The organism is Streptomyces sp. CCM_MD2014 (genome assembly GCF_000772045.1).
GTDB classification, from domain to species: Bacteria; Actinomycetota; Actinomycetes; order Streptomycetales; family Streptomycetaceae; genus Streptomyces; species Streptomyces salinarius.
On sequence record NZ_CP009754.1, the window covers coordinates 793,738 to 819,369 of the forward strand.

Sequence of the window (25,632 nt, forward strand, 5' to 3'; positions counted from 1 at the left end):
CACCGCGGAGCCGGCGCGCGAGTGACCATGCCCCGCCCACGCCAGAGCGGCGTGTACGGGATGGACGACGAAGCCCGAGACACAGGAGAGCGCAGTGGGTCACGTGCACCCGTCGCACCTGGTGGAGCTCGCACTCGGTCACACGAGTGGCGACGCGGACGTCGGCGCCTTGCGGCATGCCGCGTCATGCCCACGCTGCGGCGAGGAACTGCTGCGGTTGACCCGCGTGGTGACCGCTGCGCGCGGCGCGGAAGCATCGGACCTGCCAGTGGCTCCGCCCGAGCGCGTGTGGCAGCGCATCGCCCTCGAAGTACCCAAGAAGACCGACGGGCGGCCCCCTCTTCGGGAACATCCCGCTCACGGGCCCGCCGACGAGAAGACTCGCAGGTGCCGGCGCCGGTGGACGGACCGCGTGGGCCAGGGCCTCCTGGGACTGGCTCTGGCTGCCGCCCTTCTGCTCCGGCGGTGGCTGATCAGGGCCCGTTCGGGGGGCTGATCGGGAGTCCGACGCTGAGGCGGGACGCATGTGGTGAGCGACGTCATGAATCCCACCTTTCTCCGCATCCGCCCGCACGTGGCGGCCCGTTGCCGGCGGCGGGGTTCAGGACGGCAGTTTCAGTCCGTACAGGGTGCGTCCGCCGACCAGCTCCCGGCCGGTGACCAGTTCCGGCTCGACGCGCACGAAGACCTCCACGGGCCAGGGCACCCAGGAACGGGGACCGGTGCGGATCAGTTGCTCGTGTTCCTCGGGATCGGTGACCACCGAGGCGAGGCCGGTGACGACGACGCTCCAGCCGGAGTGCGTCGCGGTGTCGACTTCGTCGGCCTCGAAAGCGACTACGACGCCGTCGATGGCGCGGACCAGCTCCGAGGCGGCCGACGTGCGCAACAGCACGGCACCGCTCTCCTCCAGGAGGAAGTTGACCGGCAGGACGGCGGGCAGGGCGTCGCGGGTGTGCACGATCCGGCCCACGGACGCGTCGGCCAGCCGCTGCAGGCTTTCCTGCCGGCTCAACTCGCGGAATCCGTCGTTGCGGTACATCAGTCGGTCGTCTTTCCGTGTGTCGTCCGGTGCGGGGACTCCCATCCTCAACGAGGTGAGCGGCGGTGGCGAGGGCCGACAGTCCCTGATCTGTCGCAGGACGACCTTCGTCCCAATGAGGGGTCTGAGGGGCCGTTTCGCCCGCGGCACGCGCTGAACCGTGTGGGCCGTATCTACTCACGAACGCTGTGCACGGTGTGTCATGGCACCAAGCTCCTTCGCCACACCCGCCGCCCAGTGCTCGATTGCGGCGAAGTCGCGGAAGTCACCGCCCTTGCCGTCGCGAAGGATCATGCGGGCGATGCGGCCTTGCGCGCCTTCGGTGAGGCAACCGCCGAAGGTGACATGCCCGCGGGCGTCGAGCCTGGCCATGGCCCTCTTGACCCCCGGCACGGGCGGAATGTCCCGCTGCGAGGCCGTCGAGTCGAGCGGCCCGGAGCTGAAGAACCACACCGGCCGGTGCGCCAGAGCTCCGCGGTGCCGCCGTACGAAGCGCCTGGCGTCCTTGTGCCAGCGCCCGGCGTACAGGGCTCCGCCGACCACCACAGCCTCATAGCGGTCCAGCTCCGTCACCGACCGGGCGGGCAGCACCTCGGCCGTGATCCCCGTCGTCCGCAGCACCTCCGCCACGGTCTCGGCGATCTCCTGCGTCGATCCGTTGGCCGTCCCGTGGGCGACCAGCACCTTCTGCTCCATGGTGGTCCGCCTCCTCTCACAAGCGCCGCAGCCAGTCGTCCGCGACGCCTCCCGGCAGGCGCGCGTCGTCCCGGAACTCGGAGTCGTCGAAGCGGTGGGTGAGCCTGTCCACGACGTCGACGACTCCGTCGGTCCTGCGGGTCATGGCCACCGCTATCTCGGTTTCGCTCTTCCGTTCCAGCTGCCCTTCCAGCGTGACGACTCCCTCCGTGACGGTGACGTCGACGCTGCCGTTGACCAGCCACAGTCCGCGTTGCAGCACCTCGTGAATCACTTCCTCGCGGATCTCCGCGTCGGGTCGCAGGAAGGTCCGCAGCAGGTCGTGCCGGGTGACGATGCCGACCAGGCGGTCGTCCTCGTCGAGTACCGGGAGCCGGTTCACTCGGTGCTCGACCATGGTGCGGGCTGCCTCCACAATGGTGTCCTCGGCGTGCACGCTGACGGCGGGAGCGGTCATCAGGCGGCCGGCCGTGCGCGCCCGGGCCTTGGCCGCCTGCCGACGGGCGCGGGGTGTCAGCCGTGCGAGGCGGAACCGCGGGGGCGGCTCGTAGGCGAGCGGCGTCGCGGCCTGGTGGAGCATCAGGTCCGTTTCGGAGACGACGCCGATGACGTGCTGGTCGTCGTCCACCACGGGCAGTCCGCTGACGCGGTGTTCCGAGAGCAGCCCGGCGACGGCCTTGAAGGGGGTGCCGTACTCGGCGCGGATCACCTGGGTGGTCATCACGGAGCCGACCTTCTGGTTCCTCATGTCTGTTCCTCCTCAGCGCAGTCGGCGCAGATAGGGGTCCTGCGGCCGACGGGGCAGCAGGCGTATCCGCGCGTCGAGAACGGTGATCCCGCCGGGTGTGGCGAGGACCGGGTTGAAATCGGCTTCGGCGAGCTGCGGCAGGTCCACGGCCATCCGGGACAGCCGGTGGAGTACCTGTTCCAGCGCCTCCAGGTCGACGGGGCCGCCGCCCTGCGTGCCGAAGAGCAGGGGGGCGCAGCGCGGGGCGGTGATCAGGTCGTGCACGTCCTGTCCGGTGAGCGGGGCGAGGCGGGCGGCGTGGTCGGCGAGCACCTCGGTCGCCGTGCCCCCCAGGCCGAAGACGACGAGGGGGCCGAAGACGCCGTCCTGGACGACGCCGGCGAACAGCTCGGTGCCGCGGGGTGCGAGGGGCTGGACGACGACTCCGGTCATGAGTCCTTCGAAGCGGGTGCGCAGGTCCTGGAAGGCCGTGCGTACTTGGGCCTCGTCACGCAGGTCGAGGTGTACGGCGTGCTGGAGGCTCTTGTGCACGAGTCCGGGCCAGTGTGCCTTGAGGACCACTCGGCCGTCGGTGCCGCGCAGGCGCTCGGCGGCGCGTACGGCGTCGTCCTCGGTCTCGGCCCAGGCCCAGGGCTGCTGCGGGATGCCGTAGCAGGAGAGGAGTTCGGCGCAGGCACGCGGGTCCAGCCAGCCTCCTTCCGGTCGCCGGCCGAGGAAGTCGTTGGCCAGGGCGTGCGCGCGGGAGGTGTCGATGCCGTCCGGGTCCGGCACCGTGCCGACGGGCCGGGCGAGCCAGGCGGCCCGTCGGGCGGCGTGGGCCAGCGCCCGTGCCGCCGCCTGCGGTTCGGCGTACGAGGAGATCGCCTCGCCGTCGGGGACGGGCAGCAGGGTGACCGGCAAGTCCTGTTCCAGGCTTACGACGATGACGGGCTTGGCCCGGCGGCCGGGACCCCGGGTGACGGCCCGGACCAGGTCGTCGCCCGTCGCGGCGGCGACCGCGGTGGGGACGAGGGCCACCAGGACCGCGTCGACGGACGGGTGACCCGCGAGCCGCTCGACGCAGGTGTGCAACGCGTCCTCGGTCACGGCGGCGGTGGCGTCCACGGGATTGCCGGCGCTCGCTCCGGCGGGCAGCGCGGCGAGCAGGTGGTCGGCCAGTCCGGGGCTGGGCGGGTTGAGGGTCAGGCCGGCTTCGGCACAGGCGTCGGCGGCCAGGACTCCCGCGCCGCCGGCGTTCGTGAGCACGGCGACGCGGGGGCCGGCCGGCAGGGGCTGTGCGTGCAGCAGGGCCGCCGCTTCCAGCAGCTCGCCGACGGAGCGGGTCGCGGTGACGCCTGCCTGGGTGAACAGTGCCTGGCGGGTCATCGTGCCGGTGGCCGCGGCTGCGGTGTGCGAGGCGGCGGCCGGCGTCGGTGCGGCCGGCGTCGACGGTCAGTACCGGCATGCGCCGGGTGACGCGTCGGGCGGTGCGGGAGAAGGCCCGCGGGTTGCCGAAGGACTCCAGGTGGAGCAGGGCGAGGTCGGTGTGGCCGTCACTCTCCCACCACTGGAGGAGGTCGTTGCCGCTGACGTCGTACTTGTCGCCGAGCGAGGCGAACGTGGAGACGCCGATGCCCAGCCGGGACAGTCCCTCCAGCAGGGCGATGCCGATGCCGCCGGACTGCACGGCGACCCCCGCGGTCCCGGCGCGGGGGTGTGCGGCGGCGAAGGTGGCGTCGAAACGGTACCCGGGGCCGGTGTTGGCCACGCCGAGGCAGTTGGGGCCGACCATGCGCATCCCGTGGGTTCGGCAGGCGGTGAGCAGGCCCTCGGACTGCTCCGTGTCCAGTCCGGCGGAGACCACGACGAGGGCGCGTACGCCCGCCTTGCCGCACTCCTCGGCGACGGTCGGCACGGTCGCGGCCGGGCTCGCCACGACGACCAGGTCGGGGGCGACGGGAAGGGCGTCGACGGAGGGGTAGGACGGTACGCCGAGAATGGCGGTGGTGGCGGGGTTGACCGCGAACAGGCGGCCGGTGAAGCCGTCCTCGTGAAGGTGGTGCAGCAGGGCGCGTCCCACCGAGCCGGGACGGCGGCCGGCCCCGACGACGGCGATGGACCGCGGCTTCAGCAGTGGCTCGAGGCTGGCCACGTCGGCGGTCCGTCCCCGGGCCTCCGAGGCCGTCAGGTAGGTGTCGTCGACGTGCAGGTCGATGGTGCAGTGCACCTCGGGGCCGTCGAAGTGCCGGGTCGCGGTGAGGCCGAGGTCGGCGAAGAGCCGCAGTACCTCGTGGTTGTCGCTGAGGGCGTCGGCGGTGAAGGCGGTGATGCCGTCGGTCCGGGCGGCCGAGACGAGGTGCTCGACGAGCAGGGTTCCCACGCCCCGGTGGTGCAGGCCGTCGGCGACCGCGACGGCGAGTTCGGCGGTGTGCGGCGCGTCGTCGGCGGCGTGGTACTCGGCGAGGCCGATGACCTGTCCGGCGCGTTCGGCGAGCAGGGCCCGGTGCCCGGTCCGGGCCGGCGCGCACACGGTGTCCACGGCCGGGCCGGCGGAGCGGGAGCCGGCTGAGAAGAAGCGCAGGCGGCGGTTGTCCGTTGACATCTCCGCGTAGAGCCCCTCCAGTTGGTCGTGGTCGCCGGGCTCGACGGGGCGGATGCAGACGGTGGTGCCGTCCGTGAGCAGCGCGTGGACTGCGGGGCGGTGTGGCGTGTCGTCCTTCATGGCGGTTCTCCTTCGAGCCGCTCGGGTCCTTGGCCTGTCGAGCGTCTGTCACGACGTCGGTCGCGCCCAGGGACCGACCGGGGGTGCCCGCAGGGCCGGTCGGTCCCCGGTCTCCCGCCGGTCGTCCCGGGCGGCGTCTCCGGGCGGTCACTCCGTGTCGGGTACGACCGCGACCGGACAGGCGGCGTGGTGCAGGAGGGTGTGGGCGACCCGGCCGAGGCGGTGCCCGAACTGCCCTGGACGCCGTCGGCCGAGGACCAGCAGGTCCGCCTCGTGCGAGGCGGTCAGCAGCACTCGGCGGGCGGGTCCCTCGGCCGTGTGGCGGTGCAGGCGCACGTCCGCCGGGGCGTCGGCGAGCGCGGCCTCCAGTTCCTTGGCCGCCCGTTCCTCGTGCACCCGCTCGGGCGTGTCTGCGACCAGCGGGTGGTCGACCGTGCCGTGGGTGGGGCATCGCCATGCCCGTACCGCGTCCAGGGCGGCGCCGCGCCGCCGGGTCTCCTCGTAGGCGAAGCGCACCGCCGCGGTGGGTGCGTCGGCCACGCCGACGACCATGCGGCCGCGCCGGCCGCCGGCGGCCCGGTTGTCGTAGTTTCCGCGGATCACGATGACCGGACAGTCCGCCGTGGTGGCCACGGCCAGGCTGACGGAGCCGAGCAGGAGGTCGGCGAGTTCGCCGCGCCCGCGGGTGCCCACGATCACGGCGGAGGCGTTGCGCGCTTCGCGCAGGAGGACGTACTCCGGTTCTTCGGCCACCGCCGCGATGGTTACGGCGAGGTCCGGGTGGTGACGACGGGCTCGGCGGGTGGCGACGACGAGGATGTCGTCGGACGTGACGTGACCGGACGGCTTGCCGAGTTCGCGGGCGAGGGAAGCCCCCTCGTAGCGGTCCCAGCGGTAGGCGTGGACGATCCGCAGGGGTACTCCGTGCAGGGCGGCCTCGTCGGCCGCCCAGTCGACGGCCCGCAGGCTCGACTCGGAGCCGTCGACTCCGACAACCATGGGCAGGTACATCGTGCTCAGCCCCCCGTGACGAGGTCGAACACGATCCGGGCCTTGACCTGGCCGCCGAGGACCTCGTCGATGCAGTCGTTGACGGCGGCGAGCGGACGGGTCTCCCGGATGACCTTCGTGCGGCCCTCGGCGTGGAGCTGGAAGACCTCGGCGAGATCCTGCCGGGTGCCGACGATGGAGCCGATGACCGAGGTGCCGTTGAGGACGGTGTCGAAGATCGGTACTTCGAGGGTGCCGTGGGCCGGCAGGGCCACCATGACGAGTTTCCCTCCGCGCCGCAGACCGGAGTTGACGGCCTGGAAGGCGGCCGGGTTCACCGCGAGGGCGAGGGCGGCGTGCGCGCCGCCGTGCCGCTTCAGCTCGGCGCCGACGTCCTGGGTGCGGGCGTCGATGACGATGTCCGCGCCGAGCTCCCGGGCCAGTTGCAGCTTGTCGTCGGTGACGTCGATCGCGGCCACCCGCGCTCCGGCGATCTTCGCGTACTGCACCGCGAGGTGCCCGAGTCCGCCCACGCCCGAGATGGCGACGAGCTGGGCGGGCCGGACGTCCGCGACCTTCAGCGCTTTGTAGGTGGTGACGCCCGCGCAGGTGAGCGGGGCGGCGTCGAGGGCGCTGACGCCCTCGGGCACCGGCTGGGCGAAGTCGGCCCAGGCCAGCATCCTCTCGGCGTACCCGCCGTCGCAGCCGTACCCGGTGTTGACCTGGTCCTCACACAGGGTCTCCCAGCCGGACCGGCAGTGCTCGCACCGTCCGCACGCCCTGCCGAGCCAGGGCACGGCGACGCGTTGTCCCACGGCGAGATGGGTTACTCCGGCGCCCAGTTTCTCGACCAGGCCGACGCCCTCGTGCCCGGGGACGAACGGCGGGGTGGGCTTGACCGGCCAGTCGCCGTGCGCGGCGTGGATGTCGGTGTGGCACAGGCCGGATGCCTCGACGGCTACGAGCACCTGCCCCGGACCGGGCTCCGGATCGGGCCTGTCCTCGATGACCAGGGGCTTGCCGAACTCCCGGACGACCGCTGCCTTCATGGTCCTGCTCCTTCTGTGCTTGCCTTCGGTGTGCCGCGTCAGTCGTGCGCGACGACGGCGACGGGGGTGGTGGCGTGGTGCATGACCGCGTGGGCCACGGCGCCGATGTGCACGCCGAACGGGCTGCGGCGGATGCGGCGACCGACGACGACGAGGGAGGCATCGCGGGCCGCGTCGATGAGGTGCTCCGCGGGACTGCCGAGGTGGCAGGTCTCGGTCACCTCGACGTCCGGGTACTTCTCCCGCCAGGGCAGCAGTGCCTCGGTGAGTGCTTCGGCCTGGGCGCGTGCCAGTTCCTCGCGCGGGTCGAAGCCGGCGGCAATGCTGTAGGTGTAGGAAGACGGCAGGTTCCAGGCCCTCACGGCGACGAGTGGGGCCCGACGGCGCCGCGACTCCCCGAAGGCGAAGGAAAGGACCGTCTCGTCGGGGCTGCCGGTGTCCAGTCCCACGACCACCGGCCGGAAGCCCGTGGCGGCCGACGGTATGCCGGTGGGGTCCTTGAGGTGTTCGTCGGCGGCTTGTTCGCCCGCTCGGACGAGGATCACCGGCGCCTCGGTACGGGCGATCACGGACTGGCCGACGGATCCGACCAGGAAGCCCGTGAGCCCGCTCAGGGCGCGCGATCCCAGCACCAGCAGTTCCGCGTCACGGGCGGCGGCGAGCAGGACGTCTGCCGGGGTGCCGGTCGCCTGCTCGGTGGTCACCTCGACCCCGGGGTGCCGCAGACTCAAGCCCTCGGCCGTGTCCCGGGGGATCCGCTCGGTCCAGTGCTGGTGGGTCTCGGCGCCGAGGAGCGGAGCCTGGGCCATGGGCTCCGGTACCGGCTGCCACACGTGGAGCAGTCGTACCGGCACCTGGCGCAGCGCGGCTTCGCGGGCCGCCCACTCCGCGGCTGCCCGGCTCTCGGCCGAGCCGTCGAGTCCTACGGTGATCGTGCGGGCCATGCCGGCCACCTCCTGTGTCATTGGTTCCGTTCTCAGCGTCTCTTCGGGCGGTCCCGGGGGGCAGGGGCCTGTGGTCCCGGAGTGGGGCCGACGGTCCCTGCCGGCGGGCCGGTGGGGCGGGTCCTTGGGCGGTCCCGCCCCACCAGTCGTGTTCAGCGCAGCCACGCGTGGTCGCGGACGATGGGGAGCCTGGCCCACCACCGGCCCAGACCCAGCGCGTCACCGGCCGAGACGGCGGCCAGTGCGATCAGCACCACCGCGTACACCAGGTGGTAGTCGGCGAACGGGTTCGTCGACATGCTCGCCGACCCGTCGGACAGGTGCTTCGCCGGCGGCCACTCCGCCACCCACATCAACGCCATCATCACCGTCCCCGCGAAGGCCGCCAGACGCAGCGCCACCCCCGCGGTCAGGGCCAGCCCGATCCCCAGCAGACCCAGCATGAACAGCCAGTCCGCCCACGCCGCCCCGGCCCACGAGTGGAACGTCGACTCCATCGGACCGACCGCGACATGCCCCAGGAAGCCCTCCGTCGGCGAACCACCGTCGACCCAGCCCTTCCCGGACGCGGTGGCGTAACCGAACCCGAACGTCTTGTCCAGGAACGCCCACAGGAACACGAACCCCATCAGCACCCGGGCCGACGCGAACACACAGGCCCGCGCCGTGAGCGCGCCGGCCTCCACCGACCCGGGCGCGGAAACCGCGCCGTCACGACGGAACGACGGCAGACGAAAACCCGAACTACGATGCGTGGACTGGTGCACGGCCATGACAGTGACTCCTTCGGAGAAGATCCGGCTGGTTCCTGACACCGCTCACTCTCCCGCCCCCCACCACCCGGCACCCGACGCCGAAGGTCCACACCCCATGGACTCAACAGCCCCAATCCACAGGGACCTTCGGCCACCACGGAACGACGAGGCCCAACGGTGCCGGGCGGTGACCGTACGGCCCCTTACGGGCGCACCGACGGGGACCAAGGCTGAGAAGGGTTCACAAACCAGCCCAGCCGCACTCGGACATGGGCGGGAAGGAGTCCCGATGAGCTCGCCGACCCTCGACGCCCCGGCCGTGGAACGGCTGGTCGCGGCGGCCGTGGCCGCGCCGTCCCTGCACAACACCCAGCCCTGGCGCTTCCGGCTCGATACCGACACCCGCACGGTACGGATCGACGCCGCCGCTGACCGGGCGCTACGCCACACCGATCCGGTGGGGCGGGCGGTGCACCTGTCGGTGGGCTGCGCGGTCCTCAATCTGCGCGTCGCCGCCGCCCACTTCGGCTGGGAGCCGGTGCCCCGGCTGCTCCCGTGCCCGGACCGTCCCGCTCTGCTCGCCACGGTCCGGCTCGCCGAAGCGGTGCGTGGTGCGCCGTCGACCGGCTTGTACGAGGCGGTGTGGCGCCGGCACAGCAGTCGTTTCCCGTTCTCCGGGCGACCGCTGCCGACGGACCTGCTCGCCGAGCTGGCCGAGGCCGCCCATCTGGAGGGTGCGACCCTGCGTTTCCCGGGGCGCAAGGACACCGAACGGGTGTTGCGCGCCACGCGTGAGGCGGAGTGGCGCAACCGGGCGGACGCCGACCGCGCAGCCGAGAGCCGCCGACTCGTCGGTAGCCCGCACTCGCGGTCGCTGGGACTTCCGTCAGCGGCCGTGGGCCCGCAGGACGCGCTGGACCGCATGCCGATGCGGGACTTCGGGGCCCACCGGCACCCGGAGGTGCTGCCCGCCCGTACCTTCGAGACGCGTCCGACGCTCGCGCTGCTGTCCACGACGCACGACCGACGGACGGACTGGCTGCGGGCCGGCCAGGCCCTGGAACACGTGCTTCTGCTGGCCACCCGGCGCGGGGTGCGCGCGTCGCTCTTTCACCAGGCCATGGAGTGGCCCGATCTGCGCCGGGCCCTCGACGGTCTGCCGACCGACGGTCCTCGCGTGTACACGCAGATGGTGATCCGGCTCGGGTACGGACCCGAGGGTCCCGCCTCCCCGCGCCGCCCGGTCGAGGAGGTAGTGGACGCCGACGTGTGAACACACGTGCCGCCCGGTCCCGTCGATGACGCGACCGGGCGGTGATCTTCCGAAGTCGGTCCGCGTGAGCACTCCGTGCCCGTCTGCCGCCCCTGTCACCCCGCATCGACGCGCCCGTGTTCCACGGCCTGTGGTGTCTCCGCACTGTCCGGCTCGCATCGGACGTGCACCCGCATGTCGGGAGCGTCGGCCAGTGTGTTGCTCACCGTGCAGTGCGAGACCACCGCACGCAGCGCGGTCAGCCGCTCGGCGGGCAGGGACGGGGCGTGGACGGTCATCGACAGGGAAGCGACCCGTGCGGGGCGGTCGTCGGCCATGCGGAAGTGCGCCCGGACGGTCAGGCCGTCCCGGCTGAGGCCATGCCGGTCCAGGTACCGGCCCGCGTAGTGCGCGGAGCAGGAGGCCACGGACGCGATGAAGAGTTCCACGGGCGTGGGTGCCGTGTCCCTGCCACCGGCGGTCCGTGGCTGGTCGACGGTCAGGACGTGTCCCCGTACCCGCACTTCGAAGGCGTCGCCGGCGACAGGCGTCACGTCGACGCGTCCGGCCGGCCCGTCAGGGGCGGGCTCCACAGCGGCGGCCTGGAAGAGCAGCAGACCGGCCAGGCGCCGCGCCTCCTCGGCCGTCAGCGACAGCCACGGGGCCCGGCTGTCGTGCGGGGCACGGGCAGCGTCCAGGACGACGCGTCCCATGGAAGCCGGGAGATCCTGGGTCGCGAGTCGTGTGACGTTGATGGTGCGTCCGCAGCGGCTGGTCATCTTCATGACGTCTCCCGGCCGGGTGCCTTGCCCTCGAGCCTGAAGCGTGCTCGACGCGGCTGCTCCGCCCACCCGAGCCGGGCCGGCGGGCCGGGCCGGCCCCGGTCGTCCGCCTCGGCACCTCAATGGGACCGCGGTCGCGGTCCGCCGTCATGGGCCGGGGGACCCGCGCGCTGTGTGCCGATGGTCCCGGTGCGCCAGTCCCCGTTCGGCAGGGGCCTCAACGCGCCGCTCGCCCGGAGGCACCGTGCGTCACCGGGCGGACCGGCCGCTCTCCGCCGCGTCCTGCAACTGCGCCAGCGGCGCGTGCCACACCAGCCGCGTCCCCTTGCCGCCGGGGCTTTCCAGCTCCAGGTCGCCGCCGAGCTTCCGTGCTCGCTCGGCCATGTTGGTCAGACCGCTGCGGCGGCCTCCGTCCGGAATGCCGACGCCGTTGTCCGTGACCGTCAGGCGGACCTGCTTGCCGTCCGTCTCCAGCACGACGTCGGTGCGGTCGGCGCCGGCGTGCCGGGCGACGTTGGTCAGGGATTCGGTGAGGACGGCCATGACGTGGTCGGCGGTCTGGGCGGGCACGTGCGTGTCGAGCAGGCCCTCCATGCGGACGCTGGGAGCGAAGCCGAGGAGCGGGGCGGCCTCGCCGATCGCGCGCACCGCGCGGGAGCGCAGGCCGGGCGACGTGTCGTCGTCGCGGGAGCGGAGGCCGAAGATCGTCGACCTGATGATCTTGATGGTCTCGTCGAGGTCGTCCACGGCCCGCAGGATCCGCTCGGAGGCCATGGCGTCCTGGACGCGGCGACCGGCGCTCTGCAGGGTCATGCCAGTGGCGAAAAGCCGTTGGATGGCCAGGTCGTGCAGGTCTCGGGCGATCCGGTCGCGGTCCTCCAGCAGGGTGATCTGTTCGGCGTCCGCGCGTCGTTCCGCCAGTTCCATCGCGACGGCGGCCTGGGCGGCGAAGACCTGGAGCGGCTCGGTCTCCTTCTCGGAGAACTCCCGGCCGCCGGACTGCCGGACCAGCAGCACCACACCGCGGGCCTCGTCGCCCGTGCCGATCGGCACGGCGACGGCCGGCCCGAGCCCTTCGAAGCGTGGCGGACCGGCTGAGACCCGGGAGTCGCACGAGACGTCCGGGCTGCTGACCGGTGCCCGCTGGACGAACGCCTGCCCGATGAGCGTGCCCTCCGTGGGCAGTACGATCCCGCGCCATGCGTCGGCCTCCTGGCCGATGGCGAGTTCGACGGCGAGGTTGTCGGTTCCGCTCACCGGCATGGCCACCACGCTCAGGGCGGAAGCGGTGATCTCCCGGGCACGCTCCGCGATCAGCGCCAGCACACCGCCCTGGTCCGCGCCGGACATCAGGGTGTGGGTGATCTCGGCGTTCACCTGGAGCCAGCGCTCGCGCAGCCGGGACTCCTCGTAGAGACGGGCGTTGTCGATCGCGACGCCGGCCGCCACGGCCAGCGTCGCCAGCACCGACTCGTCGTCCTCGTCGAACTGCTGCCCGCCACGCTTCTCCGTCAGGTACAGGTTGCCGAAGATGTGGTCACGCACCCGGATCGGTACGCCGAGGAAGGTGTTCATCGGCGGGTGGTGGGCCGGGAACCCGTAGGAAGCGGGGTGGTCGGAGAGCTTGGCCAGGCGCAGCGGCTCGGGGTGGCGGATCAGCTCGCCCAGGATGCCGTGACCCTCCGGATAGGGGCCGATGCGCGCGATCTGCTCCGCGTCGACGCCCACCGTGTGGAAGGCGGACAGCCGCTTGCCGTCCGGACCGATGACCCCGAGCGCCGCGTACTCCGCGTCGACCAGGGCCGCCGCGGCCTCGACGATGCTGCGCAGCGCCTGCTCCAGGTCGAGCTCGCGGCCGACCGACAGCACGGCCTCCAGGAGGCTGTGGACCCGGTCGCGGGTGCCGCGCGCCGCGTCCAGCCGGGCCTGCAACTCCTCCAGCAGCTCGTCCAGCCGCAGCTGGGGCAGCCGCACCCGTGCCTCGTGGGCCTCGTCGGCGTTCTCCACCGCTGCTCCTCCAACGCCTCACCGCATGTCGGCAGCCTCACCGTGCACCTGCCACGGTAGCGGCTCGAACGGGGTGACGATAAGGGATCAGCGCAGCCGCAGGGCCGGCTGGCCGGAACCGTCAGCTCCGGGGCAGTCGGGCCGCGACGTACGAGGTGAGGTCGAGCAGGCGGTTCGTGCAGCCCCACTCGTTGTCGTACCAGCCGAAGACCTTGACCAGGTCTCCGTGGGTCTGGGTGAGGGGGCGTCCAGGACACAGGAGGCGGGATCGCCGACCACATCGCGGGAGACGATCGGGGCGTCGGACACCCGCAGGACGTCCTTCAGCGGTCCCTCGGCGGCCTCGCGGTAGGCGGCGTTGATCTCCTCCGCGCTCACCGCCCGCTCGAGTATCACGGTCAGGTCGGTCAATGAGCCGTCCTCGACCGGAACGCGTATGGCGCTGCCGTCCAGCGTGCCCGCCAGCTCGGGCAGGACCAGGTCCCCACTCGCACGGTCATGTCTACCGTCCTCCCCTTGATGCGGCGATGCCCGGCGGTGTTCCGGGACCGCTCTCAGCCTGCCGCCCGGGAGCCCGTCCGGGGATGGGCCGTGAGACCGTGGATGGCGGGGACCTTCGGCCCCCGACTGCGGACAGGGCGCGAGGCAGACCGGCGGCTCCGTCCCCCTACTGGCCTTCGCCGCGCATCCGGTCGCGTGCCTGGGTGGCGATGACGGCGGCCTGGATACGGCGTTCCACGCCGAGCTTGGCGAGCAGGCGGGAGATGTGGTTCTTGACCGTCTTCTCGGCCAGGTAGAGCCGCTGGCCGATCTGCCGGTTGGTGAGCCCTTCGCCGATCAGTTCGAGGATCTCGCGTTCCCGGTCGGTGAGACCCGGCAGCATCTCCGGCTCCTCGGCCGGCTGCTGCCCGCCGCCCCGCAGCCGTGCCATCAGCTTGGTCGTGGCGCTGGCGTCCAGCAGCGACTGGCCGCGGGCCACCGTGCGCACGGCCGAGACCAGGTCCGAGCCCTGGATCTGCTTGAGGACGTATCCGGCCGCCCCCGCCATGATCGAGTCCAGCAGCGCCTCCTCGTCGTCGAAGGAGGTCAGCATCAGGCAGGCCAGGTCCGGCATCTGCGACCGCAGCTCGCGGCAGACGGTCACGCCGTCTCCGTCGGGCAGGCGCACGTCGAGGACGGCCACGTCGGGGCGCAGGGCGGGGACCCGGACCAGCGCCTGTTCCACCGTCGCGGCTTCTCCGACCACGGTGATGTCCGGTTCGTCGTCCAGCAGGTCGTGCACCCCGCGTCGTACCACTTCGTGGTCGTCCAGGAGGAAGACCCTGATCGGGCTTCCCGTGCTGTCGCCCTGCTCGCTGTGCGCCATCGAATGCTCCTCGCCATGCCTCGGTCTGTGTCGGAATCCTTTCTTCCCAGGATGGCCGAGGTCCAGGGCCGGTCGGCCCCGATTTCGCCTGCGTCAGTGAGCCATGAGACCGCGCTCGCGGAACTGGCCACGCACCCGGTCCACCAGCGCCCGATCCGGGACCGGGGCGTCACGCAGGGGAAAGTGGATGCCCAGGGCGTCGTACTTGGCGGCGCCGAGCTTGTGGAACGGCAGGATGTCGACCCGCTCCACGCAGGCGAGGCCGGAGAGGAATCCGGCGAGTCCGTCGACGGCCTCCTCGTCGTCGGTCCAGCCGGGCACCAGGACGTACCTGATCCACACGCGCTTGCCCAGCCCGTCGAGACGGGTGGCGAAGTTCAGGGTGGGGGCGAGGGCGCCGCCCGTCAGCTTCCGGTACGTCGGGACGTCGAACGACTTGATGTCCAGCAGCACCAGGTCGGTGTCGGCCAGGAGCGTGTCCGTGGCGCGGGCGCCGAGGAAGCCGGAGGTGTCGAGGGCGGTGTGCAGGCCGGCCTCCTTGCAGCGGCGCAGGACCGCCGCGGTGAAGGCCGGCTGGAGCAGGGGTTCGCCGCCGGTGAGGGTCACTCCCCCGCCGGCCGTGACGAGGAAGTCCCGGTACTTGTCGATCTCCGCCAACACCTCGTCGACGGCGGCCCCCCGGCCGTCTCGCATGTGCCAGGTGTCGGGGTTGGCGCAGTAGAGGCAGCGCAGGGGGCAGCCGCTGGTGAACAGGACGAACCGGGTCCCGGGACCGTCCACGCCGGTGGACAGGTCCCAGGAGTGGATCCGTCCGGTGACCGGTCCCGGTGCCACGGTCGGGGGCATCGTGCTCACAGCGATCCGTGGAAGGTGCGGCTGATCACGTCGAGCTGCTGCTCGCGGGTCAGGCGGACGAAGTTCACCGCGTAGCCGGAGACCCTGATCGTCAGCTCGGGGTACTTCTCCGGGTGTTCCATCGCGTCCTCCAGCACGGCGCGGTCCAGCACGTTGACGTTCATGTGGAAGCCGCCAGCGGACATGTAGGCGTCGAGGATGCCGACCAGGTGACCGGCCCGCTCCTCGGGGACGTGGCCCAGCCCTTCCGGGGTGATCGTGGTGGTCAGGGAGATGCCGTCGCGTGCCGCCTCGTAGGGCAGCTTGGCCACCGAGAGGGCGGAGGCGGCCACGCCGTGCTGGTCGCGGCCGTTCATCGGGTTGGCGCCGGGCGCGAAGGGCTGTCCGGCGCGGCGACCGTCGGGGGTGTTGCCAGTGTGGTGGCCGTACACGACGTTGGAGGTGATGGTCAGCACCGACTGCGTGTGTTCGGCGTCGCGGTAGGTGGGGTGCTTGCGTACCTTCGCCATGAAGGACTCCACCAGCTCGACGGCGATCGCGTCGGCCCGGTCGTCGTTGTTGCCGTACGCCGGGAAGTCGCCCTCGGTGTGGAAGTCCACGGCCAGTCCGGTCGCGTCGCGGATGATCTTGACCTGGGCGTGCTTGACGGCGGAGAGGCTGTCCACGGCGACGGACAGGCCGGCGATGCCGCAGGCCATGAACCGGTGCACCGGGTGGTCGTGCAGGGCCATCTCGATGCGCTCGTAGGCGTACTTGTCGTGCATGTAGTGGATGACGTTGAGTGCGTCGACGTAGGTCTGGGCCAGCCAGTCCAGTACGCGGTCGTAGGCGGCCGACAGTTGGTCGTAGTCCAGGTACTCGCCGGTCAGCGGCGGCATCTCCGGGGTGATCTGGTCGCCGGTCATCTCGTCCCGGCCGCCGTTGACGGCGTACAGCAGCGCCTTGGCGAGGTTGACGCGGGCGCCGAAGAACTGCATCTGCTTGCCGACCGCCATCGCGGAGACGCAGCAGGCGATGGCCGTGTCGTCGCCGGTGCGCGGGCGCATCAGGTCGTCGGACTCGTACTGGACGGCGCTGGTGTCGATGGACACCTGGGCGCAGAACTCCTTGAAGCCGGCCGGCAGGCGGGGCGACCACAGGACGGTCAGGTTCGGTTCCGGTGCGGGGCCGAGGTTGTAGAGGGTCCGCAGGAAGCGGAAGGAGGTGCGGGTGACCAGCGGGCGGCCGTCTGCGCCGATGCCGCCGATGGACTCCGTCACCCAGGTCGGGTCGCCGGAGAACAGGGCGTCGTACTCGGGGGTGCGCAGGAAGCGCACGATGCGCAGCTTGATGACGAAGTCGTCGATCAGCTCCTGGGCACGCCGCTCGTCGAGGAGCCCCTCGTCGAAATCGCGCTGGAGGTAGACGTCCAGGAAGGTGGAGGTACGGCCCAGCGACATGGCCGCGCCGTTCTGCTCCTTCACCGCGGCGAGGAAGCCGAGGTAGAGCCACTGGACGGCCTCGTGCGCGGTGGTCGCCGGCCGGTTGACGTCGCAGCCGTATGACGCGGCCATCTCGGCCAGCTCTCCCAGTGCCCGGATCTGCTCGGCGAGTTCCTCGCGGTCGCGGACGACGTCGGCGGTGGACGGCCGGGTGTCCAGCAGGGCCCGCTCGGCACGCTTGGCCTCGGTGAGCCGGTCGGTGCCGTACAGGGCGACGCGGCGGTAGTCACCGATGATCCGGCCGCGGCCGTAGGCGTCGGGCAGGCCGGTGATGATGCCGACCTTGCGGGCGGCGCGCATGGCGGGGGTGTAGGCGTCGAAGACGCCCGCGTTGTGGGTCTTGCGGTAGGTGTCGAACACCTTCGTGACGAACGGGTCGGGCTCGTAGCCGTACGCCTTCAGCCCGTTCTCCACCATGCGCAGGCCGCCGTTGGGCATGATCGCCCGCTTCAGCGGGGCGTCCGTCTGAAGGCCGACGATCAGCTCGCGGTCGCGGTCGATGTAGCCGGGGGCGTGCGAGGTGATGGTGGAGGGGGTGGCGGCGTCCACGTCGAGCACGCCCCTGCGCCGCTCCTCGGGGAACAGCGCGCTGACCTTCTCCCAGACCGCTCGGGTGCGGTCCGTGGGGCCGGCCAGGAAGGAGGCATCGCCCTCGTAGGGCGTGTAGTTGGCCTGGATGAAGTCGCGCACGTCGATGCGCTCACGCCACCCGCTCCCGGCGAACTGCCGCCAGGCGTCGGCGGTCCGGGGGCCGGCTGTCACCGTCGCGGTCATCACAGGTCCTCTCGTCGTACGGTCTTGTCACTGTCGATGCTCGTCGTGCGGGTCCGCGGCGAGGAGTGCCGGACAGGGCACCGGGTGGTCCCGTGCGGCCCCGACCGGCCGGGACCTTCGGCCCCGACCGGCCGCCGTGGTGTCAGTCGTGCGGAACCACGGCGACGGGACATCCGACGTGGTGCAGGACGGCGTGCGTGACCGGCCCCGTGAAGACACCGACCTGGTGATCGAGCCCGCGGCGGCCCACCACCAGGAGGCCCGCGTCCTGAGCGGCCCGCACCAGAACCACCGCGGCGCGCCCCTCGGTGACCGTCTCGGTCACGGGGACGGCCGGGTACTTCTCCCGCCAGGGACGCAGTACCGCCGCCACGGTGCGCTCCTGGTCCGCCGGCGCCTGAGCCTGCGGCCACGGAACGGGAGCCGGGCCCTCCGGAGCCGCGGACACCAGGGGCACGGACGGAACGGGGGCGGGCCGGAAAGCGGTCCGGAAAGCGTGGACCACGGACAGGCCGGTGCCACGCCGGCGGGCGGCGTCGAAGGCGAACTCGATCAGTTCGTCGCAAGGACGGTCCGTCTGCAACCCCAGGACCACGTGACGGTAGGGCGTCTGTGGTATCTCCTCGGGGGCGACGCCGTCGGTGGCCGGCAGGTGCTCGTCGGCGGCGGACCGTCCCGCGCGGACCAGGACGACCGGGCGGGTGGACCGGCCGACGACTCGCTGGGACACGGAGCCCGTGAGGAAGCCGCCCACAGGCCCGAGGCCGCGGGAACCGAGGACCAGCAGGTCGGTGTCGGCCGCGGCCTCGAGCAGGCCGGCCACCGTGGCGTCGCACACGAGTCGGCCGGTGATCCGTAGCCCTGGGTGGGCGGCCCGGACACTGCGTACGACCTCGCCCAGGAGCTGCTCGGCCCACTCGCGCTCGGTGCTGTCCATGGGGACGTACGGCGCGGGTCGGGCGTGGCGGTGCCAGACGTGGATCACGCCGAGTCCGGTTCCTCGCCGCTGAGCCTCCTGGGCAGCCCAGTGTGCGGCGGCCAGTCCTTCGGTCGATCCGTCGATCCCCACCACGATGTCGTGCGGCATGACGTGTCCCCTCCCTGGTCGTCGACATCCGATGGCTTCGAGCCTCGGCCCGGCCGTGCCGGTGGTCCACGGGCCGTACAGCCCCGGCAGGGCGCCGATGGTCCCTCCGGCACGGCGAACGCTCATCAGGGCCGACCGGTCCCTCACACGGGACGGCCGGCACCTCGCGCCGGGCCCACCCCCGTCCGACGCTGGAAACATCACGCCCCAACGCCCGAGGAGCGCAGCGTCATGGTCCGATACGTGTACGACTTCACCGAGGGCGGCCGCGACATGGCCGATCTCCTCGGCGGCAAGGGATCGAACCTGGCGGAGATGACCCGGCTCGGGCTCCCCGTACCGCCGGGATTCACCCTCACCACCGAGGCGTGCCGCGCCTTCCTGGAGACAGGTAGCGAACCCGCGGGCCTGTGGGAGGAGGTCTCGGCACACCTGGCGGCCCTCGAAGCCTCCGCCGGCCGTTCGCTGGGGCAGCCGGACGACCCGCTGCTGCTGTCCGTCCGGTCCGGCGCGAAGTTCTCCATGCCCGGCATGATGGAGACGATCCTCGACATCGGCCTCAACGACGACTCCGTCCTCGGGCTGGCCAAGGTCTCCGGCAACGAACGCTTCGCCTGGGACTCCTACCGCCGCCTCGTCCAGATGTTCGGCAGCACGGTCATGGGCGTCGACTCCTCCCGCTTCGAGCGGTCCCTCGCCCTTCTCAAGGACCTGCGCGGCGTCCAGGACGATGTGCACCTGACGGCATCCGACCTGGCCGAGCTGGTCGAGACGTACAAGAACCTGATCCGCCTGGAGACAGGTGACCACTTCCCCCAGTCCCCCGCCGAGCAGCTGCGCCGGGCGATCCAGGCCGTATTCGAGTCCTGGAACGGCGAACGCGCCCGCCTGTACCGGCGCCGCGAGCACATCGCCGACGATCTGGGTACCGCCGTCAACGTCCAGCGCATGGTCTTCGGCAACCTCGGGGCCGACTCCGGCAGCGGCGTCGCCTTCACCCGCGACCCGGCCACCGGCCGCTCCGGCCTGTACGGCGACTACCTGCCCGACGCGCAGGGCGAGGACGTCGTCGCCGGCATCCGCAACACCGTGCCGCTGGCCGAGCTGAAGCGCCTGGACGCCAGGTCCTACGACGGGCTGCGCACGCACATGCGCACCCTGGAACGCCACTACCGGGATCTGTGCGACATCGAGTTCACCATCGAACGCGGCACCCTGTGGATGCTCCAGACCCGGGTCGGCAAGCGCACCGCCGAGGCCGCCTTCGTTCTCGCCGCCGAGCTGGCCGACGAAGGGCTCATCACCCCGGACGAGGCGCTGGCCCGGGTGAGCGGCGAGGGCCTGGCCCGGCTGATGTTCCCGCGCTTCGACGCCTCCGCGACCGGTTCCGCACTCGCCCACGGCGTCCCGGCCTCTCCCGGCGCGGCGGTGGGTGCCGTGGTCTTCGACTCCGCCCAGGCGGTGCGCCGCGCCGCGGCCGGCGAGAAGGTGGTCCTGGTCCGCCAGGAGACCACCCCGGACGACCTGCCCGGCATGATCGCCGCTCAGGCGGTCCTCACCAGCCGGGGCGGCAAGACCAGCCACGCGGCCGTCGTCGCCCGCGGCATGGGCAAGGTCTGCGTGTGCGGCGCCGAGGAGCTCACCGTGGACACCGAGGCCCGGCGCTTCACCGCCGCGGACGGCACCGTGGTCGAGGAGGGTACCGTCGTCTCGGTGGACGGCTCCGCCGGAGCGGTGTACGCCGGTTCGGTGCCGCTGGTGGACTCGGCGGTGATCCGGTATCTGGAGGACGGCGGGGGCGGCGGTGGCTCGCAGGGCGTGGACGTGGTCGACGCGGTGGCCCGGGCGCTGGCCCGCGCCGACACCGTGCGGCGGCTGGAGGTGCGGGCCAACGCCGACACCCCGGAGGACGCCGTCCGGGCCCGCCGGTTCGGAGCGCAGGGCATCGGCCTGTGCCGCACCGAGCACATGTTCCTCGGTGACCGCCGCAAGCTGGTCGAGCAGATGATCCTGGCCGGCACGGACGCCGAGCGCGACCGGGCCCTGGCGGACCTCCTGCCGCTGCAACGGCGGGACTTCGTCGGCATCCTGGAGGCCATGGACGGTCTGCCGGTCACCATCCGGCTGCTGGACCCGCCCCTGCACGAATTTCTGCCCGACCACACCGAACTGGCGGTGCGGATCGCCACCGCTCAGGCCCGTGGCGAGGAGCCGGACGCGCACGACGTCGCACTGCTCGGCGCGGTGAACCGCATGCACGAGGAGAACCCGATGCTCGGGCTGCGCGGCGTACGCCTGGGCCTGGTCGTGCCCGGCCTGGTCGCCATGCAGGTCCGGGCGATCGGTGAGGCCGTGACCGAGCGCCTGTCGGCCGGTGGCGCACCCCAGGCGGAGATCATGGTCCCGCTCGTCGGTGACGTCCGTGAACTGCGCCTCGTGCGCGCGGAGGTCCAGCGGGTGCTGGCCGAGATTTCGCGGGCGGCCGGAGTCGTCCTCGACTGCCCGGTCGGCACCATGATCGAGTTGCCCAGGGCCGCCCTGACGGCGGGCCGGATCGCCGAGGAAGCCGAGTTCTTCTCCTTCGGCACCAATGACCTGACCCAGACGACCTGGGGCTTCTCCCGCGACGACGTCGAGGCGGAATTCTTCTCCGCCTACCTGGACAAGGGCGTCTTCTCCACCTCCCCCTTCGAGGCGCTCGACCGCGAGGGGGTCGGCCGACTGGTGAACATCGCGGTCGCCGAGGGCCGCGCCACCCGCCCGGACCTCAAGATCGGGGTGTGCGGTGAGCACGGCGGCGACCCCGACTCGGTGCACTTCTTCCACACCGCCGGACTGGACTACGTCTCCTGCTCGCCGTTCCGGGTGCCGGTGGCGCGGCTGGAGGCGGGGCGGGCGGCGCTGGAGGAGACCGAGGGGAGCGACAGCAGGTGAACCGCGGGGCGGGGCCGCTCGGCCCTCATGCCAGGGACCGGCCGCTCCGCCCTCCAGGGCCGGTCGCCCCTGGGACGGGAGCGACCGGCGCAGCAGGCTTGAGGCGACGCAGAACGATCACAGGGAGTGGAACACATGACCGCCAAGGACATCGATGCCCGTGAGACCGCCGCCGTGCTGGTCCGCGCCGACGGCGAGGTGGACGAGGAATCTCTCGCCTACCTCCACGAGAAGGTCGCCGCCGCTCTGGACCGGCCCGGCCTGCCGCCCGTGAACGGTGAGGTGCGCGTACGGCGGGCATCGGCCCACCACGTGGAACTGCCCTGGTCCGGCCGCACCGACATCCGGGTCGGCAGCGACCTCGTCGTCGTCCACGCGCGCGAGGCGAGCGCCCGCGAACTCGCCGACCGGCTCCACGACCGGCTGCGCTCCGCCACCGAACGCGTCACCCACCGAAGCGACACCACCCGCCGGACGGCCGCCCCGCCTCCGTGGCGCGGCGGCCCGCAGAAGTAGGCGCCACACGGCGCCCGCCCGACCTGGCGGGGAGCCGGAGCCGAACCGGGCTCCGGCTCTCCCCGCCCGCGCTCGTGAAGGAGATCCGCCGTGACCGCTCACATCGTCGGCGAGGTAATGACCAGGGACGTCGTCCACGCCCGCCGGACGACACCGTTCAAAGAGGTCGTCCGGTTGCTCGACCACCACCGGATCAGCGGACTGCCGGTGGTCGACGCCGACGACAAGGTCCTCGGCGTCCTGTCCGGCAGCGACCTCGTACGCAACCAGGCGCACCGGGACGGCCCCGCTCCGCCGCCGTCCGTGACGGCGGGCGACGTGATGTCGAGCCCTGCCATCACCGTGCACCCCGAGCAGACCGTGCCGGACGCCGCCCGGCTCATGGAGCGCCGCGGCGTCGAGCGACTGCCCGTGGTCGACGAGGCCGACCGCCTCATCGGCATCGCCACCCGCCGTGACCTGCTACGGGTCTTCCTGCGCGCGGACGACGACATCCGCCGCCAGGTGACCGAGGAGATCGTCGTGACCGCGATGGGGCTGCCGTCCGACGCGGTCCGCGTCGCTGTCCGCGACGGCGTCGTCACCCTCGACGGCCGGGTGGAAGCGCGTAGCCAGGTGCCGGAACTCGTGCACGCCGTCTGGCGGCTCGACGGCGTGGTCGGCGTGGTGAACGGCCTGGGCTTCCGCATCGACGACCGCGAGTCGCCCACCCCGTCCCACCGGACCGGGAGCCCGTGACCTCAGCGGCCGGCGCCGACGTGCGGCGGGCCGGGCGGGCCGGCCGTGCCGGGGCCGACGGTCCCTGCCCCGCCGGGCCGGACGGACGCGAGAGGGGCCCTTCGGCGCCTGCCACGGCACCGGGACCCGTCGGAGAGTGGAGCCAGGGAGGGGCGCCGGTCCCCCGCGGTGTCCCTCCCGTCCCGAGCCGCCGCATGAGCACGGCGGTCCCTGACAACGGAGGCACACCACCATGACCCGACAGGACGTGCGGACCAAGGACCGCGTCGGGATCGACGCCCCGTCCGACACCGCGGTCGCCGTGGACCGTCTGGTCACGGCCGGCCTCAAGGCTCTCGCCGACTACGAGGCCCTCTCCCAGGAACAGGTCGACCACATCGTCAAGAAGGCGTCGGTCGCCGCCCTGGACCAGCACACCGCCCTGGCCCGCCTGGCGGTCGAGGAGACGGGGCGCGGGGTCTTCGAGGACAAGGCCGCCAAGAACATGTTCGCGTGCGAGCACGTCACACACAGCATGGGTCACACGAAGACCGTCGGCGTCATCGGCCGGGACGACATCGAGGACATGGTGGAGATCGCCGAACCGGTGGGCGTGGTGGCCGCGGTCACCCCCGTCACCAACCCGACCTCGACCACGGTCTTCAAGGCGCTGATGGCGCTGAAGACCCGCAACCCGGTGATCTTCGCGTTCCACCCGTCCGCCCAGCGGTGCAGCTCCGAAGCGGCCCGCGTCGTGCGGGACGCGGCCATTGCCGCCGGAGCGCCGGAGCACTGCGTGCAGTGGATCGAGGCCCCGTCCGTCGAGGCCACCCGCACGCTCATGCATCACCCGGGCGTCTCGCTGATCCTCGCCACAGGCGGCAACGCCATGGTCAAGGCCGCCTACTCGGCCGGCAAGCCGGCCCTCGGGGTCGGTGCCGGCAACGTCCCGGCCTACGTCCACCGCAGCGCGAAGCTGCGCCGGGCAGTCAACGACCTCGTGCTGTCCAAGTCGTTCGACAACGGCATGATCTGCGCCTCCGAGCAGGCCGTCATCCTGGACACGGAGATCTACGACGCCGCGATCACCGAGTTCCGCTCCCTGCACGCCCATCTGGCCACCCCGGAGGAGAAGGCGAAGCTGGAGTCGTTCCTCTTTCCCGCCACCGGCGGTTCGGGCGCCGGCTGCGAACCCAAGGTCAACGCGGCCGCCGTCGGGCAGAGCCCGGCGTGGATCGCCGAGCGGGCCGGATTCTCGGTGCCGGCAGACACCTCGGTCATCCTGGTCGAGGCCGAACGGGTCGGCCCGGACGAGCCGCTGACCCGTGAGAAGCTCTGCCCGGTCCTCGCCGTACTGCGCGCCGAGGACGAGCGCCGCGGGTTCGACCTCGCCGCCGACATGGTCGCCTTCCACGGCCAGGGCCACAGCGCCGTCATCCACACCGAGGAGCCTGCCGTGGCGGAGGCGTACGGCATGCGGATGAAGACGGTACGGATCATCGTCAACTCGCCGTCCTCGCAGGGCGCGATCGGCGGCATCTACAACGGTCTGCTGCCCTCGCTCACGCTGGGGTGCGGTTCCTGGGGCAGCACGTCGGTGTCCAACAACGTCTCCGCCGCCCAGCTGCTCAACGTCAAGCGGGTCTCCACCCGCCGCAACAACCTCCAGTGGTTCAAAGTCCCGCCGAAGATCTACTTCGAACCGCAGGCCATCCGCTACCTGACCTCCATGCCGGACGTCCACCGCGTCACCATCGTCACTGACGTCACCATGACCCGCCTCGGATTCGTCGACCGGATCAGCCGCGTCCTGCAACGGCGTCGGGAGCCGGTCACCCTCCAGATCATCGACAACGTCCAGCCCGAACCCAGCATCGACTCCGTCCAGCACGGCGCCGACCTCATGCGGGACTTCCGCCCCGACACGATCATCGCGCTCGGCGGTGGCTCTCCCATGGACGCCGCCAAGGTCATGTGGCTGCTGTACGAGCAGCCCGGCATCGACTTCGCGGACATGCGGCAGAAGTTCTCCGACATCCGCAAGCGCGCCTTCCGCTTCCCCACCCTCGGCAAGCAGGCCCGCCTGGTCTGCGTGCCCACCACCTCCGGCACCGGCGCCGAGGTCACCCCGTTCGCCGTCATCTCCGACCCCGCGACCGGCAAGAAGTACCCGCTCGCCGACTACGCCCTCACCCCCAGCGTCGCGATCATCGACCCCCTCCTCACGACCGCGTTGCCCCCGGCGCTCGCCGCCGACAGCGGCTTCGACGCCCTCACCCACGCCATCGAGGCGTACGTGTCCGTCTACGCCAACGACTTCACCGACGGCCTCGCCCTGCACGCCATCCGCCTGGTCTTCGGAAACATCGAGGCGGCCGTGAACAACCGTGCGGGCGCCGCGGAGGCCCGGGAGAAGATGCACAACGCCGGCACCATCGCGGGCATGGCCTTCGGCAACGCCTTCCTCGGCATCGTCCATGCCATGTCGCACACCCTCGGCGCCACGTTCCACATCGCGCACGGGCGCACCAACGCGGTCCTGCTGCCGCATGTCATCCGCTACAACGGCACCGTCCCGACGAAGCTGACCGGCTGGCCCAAGTACGAGAACTACCGTGCCCCCGAACGCTTCCAGGACATCGCCCGCGTCCTCGGACTGGCCGCGTCCACTCCTACCGAGGGCGTGGAGTCACTCGCCGCGGCCGTCGAGCGGCTCCGCGACGCCGTCGGCATAGAGCCGACGTTCCAGGCCCTCGGCGTCGACGAGCGCGCCTTCCTCGACGCCCTGCCCCAGCAGGCCCTCAACGCCTACGAGGACCAGTGCGCGCCGGCCAACCCGCGCATGCCGATGCTCGACGACATGCAGGAGCTGATGCGCACGGCGTACCACGGCTGAACAGGCCGTGCCGGAGGCCGCCGCGCGGGAGCCTGACAAC

General features: G+C 72.0%; 18 protein-coding genes and 2 pseudogenes. 5 read left to right on the forward strand and 15 right to left on the reverse strand.

From position 1 onward, the window contains the following. Nucleotides 1-601: 601 nt before the first annotated feature. From NI25_RS03665 to NI25_RS03700, 8 genes and pseudogenes are all read right to left on the reverse strand, one after another. Complete coding sequence (locus NI25_RS03665; RefSeq protein ID WP_061441042.1) at nt 602-1,042, reverse strand: pyridoxamine 5'-phosphate oxidase family protein; 441 nt, start codon at nt 1,040-1,042, stop codon at nt 602-604. Nucleotides 1,043-1,219: 177 nt separating this feature from the next. Then, nucleotides 1,220-1,738: a flavodoxin domain-containing protein gene (locus NI25_RS03670; RefSeq protein WP_061441043.1), complete on the reverse strand. Its 519-nt coding sequence runs from the start codon at nt 1,736-1,738 to the stop codon at nt 1,220-1,222. 16 nt (nt 1,739-1,754) lie between these two features. Next, nucleotides 1,755-2,486: a CBS domain-containing protein gene (locus NI25_RS03675; protein WP_061441044.1), complete on the reverse strand. Its 732-nt coding sequence runs from the start codon at nt 2,484-2,486 to the stop codon at nt 1,755-1,757. Nucleotides 2,487-2,498: 12 nt separating this feature from the next. Beyond that, nucleotides 2,499-5,187, reverse strand: a pseudogene (locus NI25_RS03680) (GNAT family N-acetyltransferase). 147 nt (nt 5,188-5,334) lie between these two features. Further along, nucleotides 5,335-6,198, reverse strand: coding sequence for a universal stress protein (locus tag NI25_RS03685; RefSeq protein WP_061441045.1), 864 nt, complete (start codon nt 6,196-6,198; stop codon nt 5,335-5,337). 5 nt (nt 6,199-6,203) lie between these two features. Then, nucleotides 6,204-7,226 (reverse strand): alcohol dehydrogenase AdhP, encoded by a 1,023-nt coding sequence (gene adhP / locus NI25_RS03690; protein WP_061441046.1) that lies wholly within the window; start codon nt 7,224-7,226, stop codon nt 6,204-6,206. Nucleotides 7,227-7,264: 38 nt separating this feature from the next. Then, on the reverse strand, nt 7,265-8,170 hold the full coding sequence (locus NI25_RS03695) for a universal stress protein (RefSeq protein WP_061446734.1): 906 nt from the start codon (nt 8,168-8,170) through the stop codon (nt 7,265-7,267). A 152-nt stretch (nt 8,171-8,322) separates the two neighbouring features. Then, the gene (locus tag NI25_RS03700) at nt 8,323-8,943 is read right to left on the reverse strand and encodes a DoxX family membrane protein (protein WP_199560807.1); all 621 of its coding nucleotides are present in this window, start codon (nt 8,941-8,943) and stop codon (nt 8,323-8,325) included. A gap of 271 nt (nt 8,944-9,214) precedes the next feature. On the opposite strand from NI25_RS03700, the gene NI25_RS03705 reads away from it, so the two are divergent. After that, nucleotides 9,215-10,198, forward strand: coding sequence for an Acg family FMN-binding oxidoreductase (locus NI25_RS03705; RefSeq protein ID WP_199560808.1), 984 nt, complete (start codon nt 9,215-9,217; stop codon nt 10,196-10,198). A gap of 95 nt (nt 10,199-10,293) precedes the next feature. Here NI25_RS03705 and NI25_RS03710 read toward each other — a convergent pair whose 3' ends face one another. The 7 genes and pseudogenes from NI25_RS03710 to NI25_RS03735 all read right to left on the reverse strand — a co-directional run bounded on the left by NI25_RS03710 (nt 10,294) and on the right by NI25_RS03735 (nt 18,529). Next, the gene (locus NI25_RS03710) at nt 10,294-10,962 is read right to left on the reverse strand and encodes an OsmC family protein (RefSeq protein WP_233520673.1); all 669 of its coding nucleotides are present in this window, start codon (nt 10,960-10,962) and stop codon (nt 10,294-10,296) included. Nucleotides 10,963-11,208: 246 nt separating this feature from the next. Further along, the gene (locus tag NI25_RS03715; protein WP_061441048.1) at nt 11,209-12,966 is read right to left on the reverse strand and encodes a GAF domain-containing protein; all 1,758 of its coding nucleotides are present in this window, start codon (nt 12,964-12,966) and stop codon (nt 11,209-11,211) included. A 121-nt stretch (nt 12,967-13,087) separates the two neighbouring features. Next, a pseudogene (locus tag NI25_RS37195) lies at nt 13,088-13,461 on the reverse strand (type I glyceraldehyde-3-phosphate dehydrogenase); the annotation flags it as partial. Nucleotides 13,462-13,633: 172 nt separating this feature from the next. Next, nucleotides 13,634-14,332, reverse strand: a complete 699-nt coding sequence (locus NI25_RS03720; protein WP_061441049.1) for a response regulator — start codon at nt 14,330-14,332, stop codon at nt 13,634-13,636. A gap of 93 nt (nt 14,333-14,425) precedes the next feature. Further along, on the reverse strand, nt 14,426-15,178 hold the full coding sequence (pflA, locus tag NI25_RS03725) for a pyruvate formate-lyase-activating protein (RefSeq protein ID WP_061446737.1): 753 nt from the start codon (nt 15,176-15,178) through the stop codon (nt 14,426-14,428). Between the two features lie 5 nt (nt 15,179-15,183). After that, nucleotides 15,184-17,442, reverse strand: a complete 2,259-nt coding sequence (gene pflB / locus NI25_RS03730) for a formate C-acetyltransferase (RefSeq protein WP_061441050.1) — start codon at nt 17,440-17,442, stop codon at nt 15,184-15,186. A gap of 142 nt (nt 17,443-17,584) precedes the next feature. Continuing rightward, on the reverse strand, nt 17,585-18,529 hold the full coding sequence (locus NI25_RS03735; RefSeq protein ID WP_061441051.1) for a universal stress protein: 945 nt from the start codon (nt 18,527-18,529) through the stop codon (nt 17,585-17,587). A 231-nt stretch (nt 18,530-18,760) separates the two neighbouring features. Here NI25_RS03735 and ppdK point away from each other — a divergent pair, with 231 nt between their 5' ends. The 4 genes from ppdK (at nt 18,761) to adhE (ending at nt 25,592) form a co-directional block, all read left to right on the forward strand. Continuing rightward, the gene (gene ppdK / locus NI25_RS03740; RefSeq protein ID WP_061441052.1) at nt 18,761-21,463 is read left to right on the forward strand and encodes a pyruvate, phosphate dikinase; all 2,703 of its coding nucleotides are present in this window, start codon (nt 18,761-18,763) and stop codon (nt 21,461-21,463) included. A 135-nt stretch (nt 21,464-21,598) separates the two neighbouring features. Then, a complete protein-coding gene (locus tag NI25_RS03745; RefSeq protein ID WP_061441053.1) occupies nt 21,599-21,979 on the forward strand; it encodes a hypothetical protein in 381 nt (126 codons plus the stop codon). Nucleotides 21,980-22,096: 117 nt separating this feature from the next. Further along, nucleotides 22,097-22,717, forward strand: a complete 621-nt coding sequence (locus NI25_RS03750) for a CBS domain-containing protein (protein WP_051851093.1) — start codon at nt 22,097-22,099, stop codon at nt 22,715-22,717. A 232-nt stretch (nt 22,718-22,949) separates the two neighbouring features. Beyond that, entirely contained in the window at nt 22,950-25,592 is a 2,643-nt protein-coding gene (adhE, locus tag NI25_RS03755) for a bifunctional acetaldehyde-CoA/alcohol dehydrogenase (RefSeq protein ID WP_061441054.1), read from the forward strand. The last annotated feature ends 40 nt before the right edge of the window (nt 25,593-25,632 follow it).